The sequence below is a fragment of the Spirochaetaceae bacterium genome, assembly GCA_009784515.1.
GTDB lineage: Bacteria > Spirochaetota > Spirochaetia > WRBN01 > WRBN01 > WRBN01.
In genome coordinates, this window is the sequence record WRBN01000081.1 from 1 (window position 1) to 8503 (window position 8503).

Sequence of the window (8503 nt, forward strand, 5' to 3'; positions counted from 1 at the left end):
ATAACCCTGTGGTATCTAACATTTTTTACTCCTTAAATGTAAATAATTGATAACTGAAAGGTGAAAACTGAAAGTGGATAGCTTTTTAATTCTTAATTTTCATCTTTCACCTTTCATCTTTCATCTTTCACCTTTCACCTTTCACCTTTCACCTTTCACTTACCACTACTCAATTATGGGTTACTGTTTTTTCACTTGAGAAAATATTTTAGAAAATTTTGATATTTTTTTAATTTATTTGATGTAGTATTACCTAAACTTTGGCATGATAGTTGCTGGCTATAAAACTTACTTTACACTTGCCGCAGATTATGCTAAGATAACCCCTTATGGAAGCTTTTATTTTGGGCACCGGCGGTATGATGCCGCTACCGGGACGTTACCTTACCAGTGTGCTGCTTCGGCGCGAAGGGTCGTTATTTTTATTTGATTGCGGCGAAGGCACGCAGGTTTCGCTGCGCCGTCTTAATCTAAAATGGAAAAAAATTGATGCCATTTTTATTAGCCATACCCATGCCGACCACGTAACCGGATTGCCCGGTATCTTAATGTTAAGCAGCCAAGTAGACAGAAACGAGCCGCTTTATATTATTGGTCCGCCTAAAATTAAACATTACATCGAAAGCAACCGGGCCAGCTTAGATATGTATATTAACTATCAAATAATTGTTATAGAGATTGACCCATCTAATCCGCAAGAGGTTTTTAAAGGCGAAGGCTTTACCATACAAAGTTTTCCTTTAAAGCATACTAAACCTTGCGTTGGTTACACTTTAATCGAAGATGAGCGTCCCGGTATTTTTTATCCTGATAAAGCATTGGCTCTTAACATTCCGGCCGGGCCGTTATGGGGAACCTTGCAGCGTGGTGAACCTGTCGAGTTTAACGGCCGTATTATTAACCCCAGCGAGGTAATGGGGCCGCCGCGTAGCGGCCGAAAATTTAGTTTTGTAACCGATACCCTCTACCATGAAGGGATAGCTAAATATGTAAAAAACAGTAATTTACTTATTTGTGAAGGTATGTTTGGGGAAGGTATGGAAGAGCAAGCCGAAGAAAAACGGCACATGACGGCTTATCAAGCCGGTCTTGTTGCTAAAGAGGCGGCGGCCCTTAGTACCGGCCTTATCCATTATAGCCCGCGCTACCACGATAAAGAGCTTGGTTTATTATTAGATGAAGCCAGAAAAAATAGTAAAAATACTTTTTTGTGTCGTGACCGCATGGCTATTACTATACCTAATACCGATTAAAGTATTACATCTAATAACATAATTAAAGCAAAACCAATAATAAAACCAAAGGTGGCAAAGTGGCCGTGCTGGCCGCTATGCATTTCGGGGATAATTTCTTCTACCACTACATAAATCATAGCTCCGGCCGCAAAGGCTAGGGCAAAGGGTAAGAGATTTTGCATAGTTACTACCAATAAAGCCCCGATGACGGCCATTATAGGCTCGACAATCCCACTGGCACTGCCAAGAGCAAAGGCTTTCCTGCGGCTTAGTCCCTCTTTGCGTAAAGGAACGGCCACCGCAAAACCTTCCGGTAAATTTTGAATAGTAATCGCTAAAGTCAGGGAAAGGGCTCCAGCTAAGGTGGCATTGGCATCAAACCCTAAAGCTAAAGCACTGCCGGCCGCACCAATAATTACCCCAATAGCAAGACCTTCGGGAATATTATGCAAAGTAAGAGCTATCACCATTAAGAAACTACGTTTAAGTTTACTTTTAGGACCTTCTTGTTGGTAGTTATTTTTTAAACTGGGGTGAAGGTGCGGTAAAACTATATCTAATAATCGTAGAGCAGCGGCGCCAATTAAAAAACCGAACAAAGGCATTAACCAAAGGTGTTGCCCCAGTTCTTCGCTAAAATTAAAAGCCGGTATTAACAAGCCAAAGCAGCTGGCCGCCACCATCACACCGGCGGCAAACCCTAAAATAGTGTCTAATAAGCTGCGTTTAATATCTTTAAAGAAAAATACCAAGCCGGCCCCTAGTGTAGTAGATAACCAAGCTACACTGCCGGCCAATAAAGCTTGGATAACCGGTGATAAATTTAAAAAGTTTTGCATAGTTACATAATCGGTGATAAAAGTAATAAGATTAATTAAAAAATAATTTAGTATTTTTTAAGAATTTATGACAAAATGCCGGCAGGTGAGTTAAAGCCGGAAAAAGCGGGTTAGCGGCGATATCTTCTAGATAATAGGCATGCAATAGATAATGGCCGTTGCCGCCGGCCCCATATTTAACATCATTTAGCAGCGGGCTGCCATGTAGAGCAGCTTGGCAGCGAATTTGATGGCTGCGGCCGGTTTTTAATTGTAATTGCGCTAAAGTTAGTCCATCTTGGTAAGCTAGGGCGGTAACTTTGGTTTCGGCATAACTGCCTTGAGCATAAGCATAGCTTTTACCATCTTTATAACTAAGATAATCTTGCCAAATATCATCTTTAATTTTTCCTTTAAGGACAGCTAAATATTTTTTAATAATAAAACTATCGGCTTGATGTTGGCCAAAAAGCCTAGCGCCGCTTACCGTTTTAGCAATTACCAGCAGGCCGCTAGTATTACGGTCTAGCCGATGGACGGGGGCCGGATTAAAACTTAAGCTAGGTTCATAGTTAATTTGATTTAAAATAAGTTTTTGCACACTCTCTGCTCCATCGTGTACCTTAAGGCCGTAAGCTTTGTTAATAATTACTACATCGGTGTTTTGATAAATTATTTCGAGTAAAGGCCCCTTAGCAACAGGAAGGTGAGGGTTGATTTCTTGTTGATTATTTATTAACTGTAATTTATGATTGAGTTTTAACTGCAAGCTATCACCGGCTTGAATGATGGTATCGGGTTTGGTCTTGTGGCCATTAAGAAGCAGTTCACCGGTTCTTATAGATTTAAAGATGGTACTAAGCGGCAGCCAGTTAAAGGCCTTACGCGCTACTTTATCGAAACGTTTGCCGGCATCGTTAGCGGCGGCAACTTTAGTGATAACTTCGGCTAAAGAGTTGGGCATAATTGTGGCTGGTGGCGGCTAATTGGCCGGCTAGCTGACCGGTAGGGTTGTCGGCTAGGCCGGTAAACTCGTGAGCAAAAAGTAAATTTAACATTTCATCACTTTGTAACGATGTTAATTTATTTTGTAGCTCTGTTATGGTGACTCCTTTTTCTAAAGCCTCTTTAAATTGCAGAGCAAAGTTAGCTAAAGCCGTAAAAACATCGGCGAAGTAATTTTGTCTAATTTTAATTTTTAAAGCTAATTCAGTTGATTGTGCCGCTAAAAGCGGTAACTTTGCCAAATCGGCCTCAATTTGCGGGCGGATAGGCGGTAAAGCCAGCAGTTGCTCAAGGCTCGCCGGGCTGCCGATAGCCACTCCATCGCTTAAATTGTAGATAGCCACCTCGGCAGCTTGTTGACTAAACCAGCGGCGGTAAAGCTCCATACGTTCATCAGTACGGACTAACCCGCCGTTATTGGCCTTTACATAAAGGCTATTCGCCGAGTGGCTCATAGCATATAAAAAATTGTTAAGCGGTTTAAGGCGATTACTATCGGCTACCGCCCATTCTTCAAAGCGGCAGCTGCGAGCATGCGGTTTAGGGCTGGTAAAAGCTAAATCTAGCCCTGTTAAATAAATAGAGCTGGTTCCTAGTTGCCGGCATAAATTAAAGGCCGTTGTCGCCACACTCCCGCCCGAAAGTAAATGGCCATTGTCAACCAAAGGTTGCTCAAAAAAGCGAGCCAGCGGAAAAAAACTTTGACAAAGTAACAATTTAAAATTTTGCCGGTAAACTGTAGGGTAAAGCCCCAGCTCACCCACCAAAATACCTTGATGGCCGCCACAGCCGTCAAGATGACGGCTATTCCAATAACTGCTATCGCTGGCTACCACAAAATCGGCTTCAAAACCGTGTTTTAACAAAACACGATAAGCGGTATCTACCACTACAATTAAGGAGCGTTCATAAATTTCTTTAAAGTAAGGCAAAATGTTTTCTAAGCTTACACCGGCCGCTACTAAGGTTGTAGGGTAATTAAAACGGCCAAAAGCCTCTTTGATGGAGCCGGCCTTACTTAACAGCCGGCTGTTAGCGGCTAAATTGCGCAACCACAGGCGGCCATTTTTTTTAAGAGTAATCCGGTTGGTAGCAGTTTTACTAAGATAATTAACTAAAGCTTTATCAACTTGCGCTAAATAAGCATGATTATCGTATAAAGCGCGGTTAATAATTATCTGCGGCTGCTGTATGCTATGGTTATGCCATAATTCTTCCAACTCGGTGTTGTTGTGATTAAACAGAAAGATTATTTGCTTATTATTAAGATACGGCGTAAAATCTTTATGTTGTAATAACCAGCAAAAGAGCTCTAAGTCGCCCTCTGCGATAAAAATTTTTTTAGTTTCGGTTTTTTTAAGTAATTCATCTACTATATAAGCTAAGCCAAACCCCAAAACAACAAAGCTGTCGGCTTCGTCATCAAAAGATTCTAACTGCTTAACGGCTTCGTTTGAAGGGTTATAGGTGGAATGAACGGCTTTATTAGCTATTAAAAAGTTAATTTGGCCATTTTTACTAGCGTTTAGCTGGGCCTTAGCGTTTGGTTTAAGAGCCGGCCAATTAATAGCCGGAAAATTTAGGCTAAAAGCCGCTAAATTTTTTTTAAAAATTTTTGGTTGGTTAAGCAGCTCTTTTTTATCCACTTTCAATTCTCAACTAGTAATTAGAAAAACTTATGGTTTCTTCTAATTACTCTCGGCTATAATGTTGCAGCATTTGGATAAGATAATAAATACGCGTGTAAATTTCTACCATAAAACGACCGAGCGGTCTTTCGGCATTTTTTTCTATTTCGCGCCAGTTAATAATAATTTCGCTTTTAGGCTGTAATTTAAAGTCATCAATATAACTTTTCAGGCAGCGGCCAATTACCACATAATATTGGGCGGCATCGATGATTAGCTCTTTAGCGCTATCGTTAATTTCGCTTAAGATACCGCTTACGGTATTAGAGGTAGATTTATTATTGCTGCTGGAGCGCAGGGCATTACGCAAGCGCATCATTTGGCTGGCTTCTTCGCCGTGCGCTTTATCAAATTTATAAATAAGGTCGCAGTTTTTAAGCAGTTCTTGAAAAGCGTTAGAAAAATCTTTATAATGAATATTTTGCGACCATTTACCTTTTAAAATTAATAAATCTATCAGCATTTTTATATCTTTTTTTAAAAAATCTTCGGCAAAGGCTACTAAGGCATTAAGCGGCTCGGCAAAGGTATAGCCGGCAACATCTTGACCGGTAAACATTTGCTCGCTTTTGGCGGCGTTATAATTTTCTAGGTAGCTGGGGAGGTTGTTGGTGCCAAAAACTTCCGATAAAATTTTGCTAACGGCTTTGCTTTTTTCGTATTGGCCAAGCTGCTTGATGTACCCTTCCACCTGTGTTTTAATACGGTTTACATAAGGCTTAACAATATCGGTAGCTAAAATATTAACTTTAACTTCGTAAAATGGGTCTTCTTTTACGGTGCGTAAGATAAGCTCGATGGTTTCACTCTTTAAAAGCTCGCTTAAGGAATCCACCATTTTACGCCAAGCGGCCCGGTCGATAAGTTCGGTATTACGGTAGTTTTGTAAAATATCAAAGATTTTTTCCCAGTTACTTTCGCTGGGAATGGGTTGAGCTACATGTAAAAAATCGTTTAAATCGTCCATTAAAAATTTAACGTTAGCGGCCTCAAATTTAGGTTTATAACTTGGGTTTTTTTCCATCATTTTAGCATCAAATTGTTTTAATAAATGAAAATAGTCAAAGTTAATAAAATCGCTGAAGGCTTGCATATAGGCGTAGCTAAAATTAATTTGCCCCACCACACTGGAGCTTTCTAAAAAGCTGGTAATAGCTTTAAGTTCTTGTTTAAGTTCATTTTGCAGCTCGTTGACATTACGGCCAATGGCCCTATTTTTTAAATTTTCGGCGGTAAGCTGGCTTACCATTTGCTTACGGTTGTCATCGAGAAAAGATTCGATAACAATACTTTTAAGTTGTTCCGATTTACTAACATTTCGTAACAATAGCCTTGCATTTGTAGTAATATTATAAATATCATAAAAAAACTTACCGGCCTGCGGGGTTAATTCGTGGCTGGCTACACGGTAAAATTTACTGCGTTTTTTTAATTGGTCTTCAAAACTTTTAAGCATACGCTTTTTTTCGCGCTCTGTATCGTTACCGCTAAAAAGCATATCTATAAGACGGGCAATTAATCCTTTTTTTGGTTCACTCATTTTCTTTATCCAAATCGATAGTTAGTTACTCTATCGCCTTTATAAGGCTTAGTGCATACAATTACTTAATAATATATCGGGTAATTTAGGCTAATAACTTTAAAAGTTGGCAAATTTAGGGTTGCCACAAAAAATTAGCTAAGTTTACCGTTCCGTTTAACATATTTAATCCGGCCAAAATTTGCAAAGTGTAACTGTAGTAGCTACTATTTAAGGTACCATCTAAACTAAAATAAGGCAAGGTGGCCTCTAATATCCTAAAAGTTAGCTCGTTATGAGCTGCCGGCACAAAGGCCTCAAAAATGCTGTAAGCAAGCTGCCGGTTTTGCCGGGTAAATTGCAAGCTTTTGGCTAAAGCCCGGTTAAAACGGATAAACAAATCGGCGTTATTGTTAATTTGGTTGCTGCCGGTAACAAAGGCCGCCCCCACTAAATTAGAAAAATTGCGCAAATCAAAGTGGATAAAGCCGGGCAGTTCGGCCAAAATAACATTTTCGTGGTTGGCAAAAGTTACCGCTGCATCAATATGACCGCTTTGCAGCATAGCCAGCTGGGTAAACCCAATCCGCTCTATAGTTACGGCCCCTTCTAAATTATGATAACGCAAAAACTCGCGTAAAGCAATATAAGACGAGCCGTACAGCTCTGGCGTGCCGATAACCCTACCCCTTAGGTCGCCGGGGCTTTGCACATGAGCGTTTATGCTGGCGATAGAAAGCGGACTGCTGCGGTAATATTGAGCAAAGGCCCTTACCGGCAGGCCGCTGCTGGCGGCGATTAAAGCGTGGTCGCCATCGGTTAAAATGGCCGTTAGCTGGCCGCTCAGCAATAAAGAGGTTAAATCGGCGCCCATAATATAATCTAGCTCTAGGTTAATACCTTCTTCGGCAAAAAACCCCATTGTTATACCCACATAAAGCGGGGTAAACTGTACGTGCGGGATAAAGCCGATACCCAGCCTAAAATTATCCAGTCCCCATAAACTTTGCACCGATAAAAGTAATACAAGATAAATTTTACGCATAGTTTACTTTAACAGATTATGCCAATAACTGCAAGGGCAGTCGGCTGCCGGAGGCATTTCGGCAATAAAAAAAAGATAGATTAAGGACAGGGTAACTACCCTGCCTTTAATCTTGAGGCACCTTTTGGCCTTCTTTTAGTATTTTAACGGCGCCGGCTTTTACGCTGGCAGCTAACTCTTTAGAAGAGCAGCGGTTAGTTACTTTGGCTTTTTGCCTTTCCTGAATTACTTTAGTAGATATTTCTTTGGGGTCGGTCATACCGGGGATTGGCACCTCTTTATCGGCCTTGCCGTGAACATAACACCAAGTAAATATACTGGTTTGCTCGGGAGTTAGCCAAACATTTTGAACTATTATAAAGGTTACAATCATTTTGCCATCAAGCGGAAGCAGCCTTTTAAAATGCAATACGGCTATAAAGGTAGGAAAGCTGGCAAAAATAAGTGTTAAAAAAATACCTAGATGTACGTTATTAATTATATAGGCAGCGGTAATGCTGGCTAGTGTAAATAAAAAAAGGAGCAAGTAGCTGCGTATCCGCTTGAGTTTTACCACAAATAGTAAAGCTAAAACAATACCGGCCCCGTTAGTTGCGGCAAAGGCTAATACCCATAAAAATATAGTAGGAACAATAATATAGACAGATTTAAAGCATAAGGCCGCCACAAATAACGGCACTGAAAAAAGTACTATATTAGACCAACTATAAAAGTAAACGGCAATAAAAGCTAAGGTTAAAGTTATGATAAAATAAGTAAAGTAAAGGGCAAAAAAGAGCCCTCGTTTTAATTTAAATAACTCTCTCACCTCGATAACGGCCAAAAATACCGCTAAGTAAGCGGTAACCACAATAGCTGCTACAGGCCATTCTATGGGGAAAAAGAGCAGCTGTGCCGCTACATTAATAAGGATAAATAGAAAAACAACAAGGCTAAGCAATGGTTTAAAGTTTTTGGCCTGTAACATAAAAAGCGGTAATAAAAAATAACCTATGGCGGCATCGTTAAATCCCCAAATAAAGCCCATCGCCACTAAAGGGATAAGCCAAAACCAGCCTTTATAAAAGGCGATAGCTAAAAAGGGGCAAACTAAAAGAAAAAGATTACTAGCTTGAAATGTGCCATAGGCTAATCTCATACCAGAAACTAACAGCATAAAACCGCATAAAGCTAAAAAACAGGCATAATAAAAT

7 protein-coding genes are annotated in these 8503 nt (G+C 40.2%); 1 reads left to right on the forward strand and 6 read right to left on the reverse strand.

The genetic code is table 11. The features are described from left to right. The first annotated feature begins 329 nt into the window (after positions 1 to 329). Positions 330 to 1253, forward strand: coding sequence for a ribonuclease Z (locus FWE37_08170; GenBank protein MCL2520954.1), 924 nt, complete (start codon positions 330 to 332; stop codon positions 1251 to 1253). On the opposite strand, the gene FWE37_08175 is transcribed toward FWE37_08170, so the two are convergent. The 6 genes from FWE37_08175 to FWE37_08200 all read right to left on the reverse strand — a co-directional run. After that, the gene (locus FWE37_08175; GenBank protein MCL2520955.1) at positions 1250 to 2074 is read right to left on the reverse strand and encodes a ZIP family metal transporter; all 825 of its coding nucleotides are present in this window, start codon (positions 2072 to 2074) and stop codon (positions 1250 to 1252) included. The two genes, FWE37_08170 and FWE37_08175, sit on opposite strands and share 4 nt — an antisense overlap. Positions 2075 to 2105: 31 nt before the next feature. Further along, positions 2106 to 3017: an RluA family pseudouridine synthase gene (locus tag FWE37_08180; protein MCL2520956.1), complete on the reverse strand. Its 912-nt coding sequence runs from the start codon at positions 3015 to 3017 to the stop codon at positions 2106 to 2108. Then, a complete protein-coding gene (locus tag FWE37_08185; GenBank protein MCL2520957.1) occupies positions 2986 to 4704 on the reverse strand; it encodes a DUF115 domain-containing protein in 1719 nt (572 codons plus the stop codon). Before FWE37_08185 ends, FWE37_08180 begins: the two co-directional genes overlap by 32 nt. A 46-nt stretch (positions 4705 to 4750) precedes the next feature. Further along, positions 4751 to 6286 carry a hypothetical protein gene (locus tag FWE37_08190; protein MCL2520958.1) on the reverse strand — a complete coding sequence of 512 codons (1536 nt, stop codon included), beginning with the start codon at positions 6284 to 6286 and terminating at the stop codon, positions 4751 to 4753. A gap of 115 nt (positions 6287 to 6401) precedes the next feature. Beyond that, the gene (locus FWE37_08195; GenBank protein MCL2520959.1) at positions 6402 to 7310 is read right to left on the reverse strand and encodes an ABC transporter substrate-binding protein; all 909 of its coding nucleotides are present in this window, start codon (positions 7308 to 7310) and stop codon (positions 6402 to 6404) included. Positions 7311 to 7416: 106 nt separating this feature from the next. Continuing rightward, positions 7417 to 8503, reverse strand: a 1087-nt coding sequence (locus tag FWE37_08200) for a hypothetical protein (GenBank protein MCL2520960.1), incomplete at its 5' end; no start/stop codon positions are given.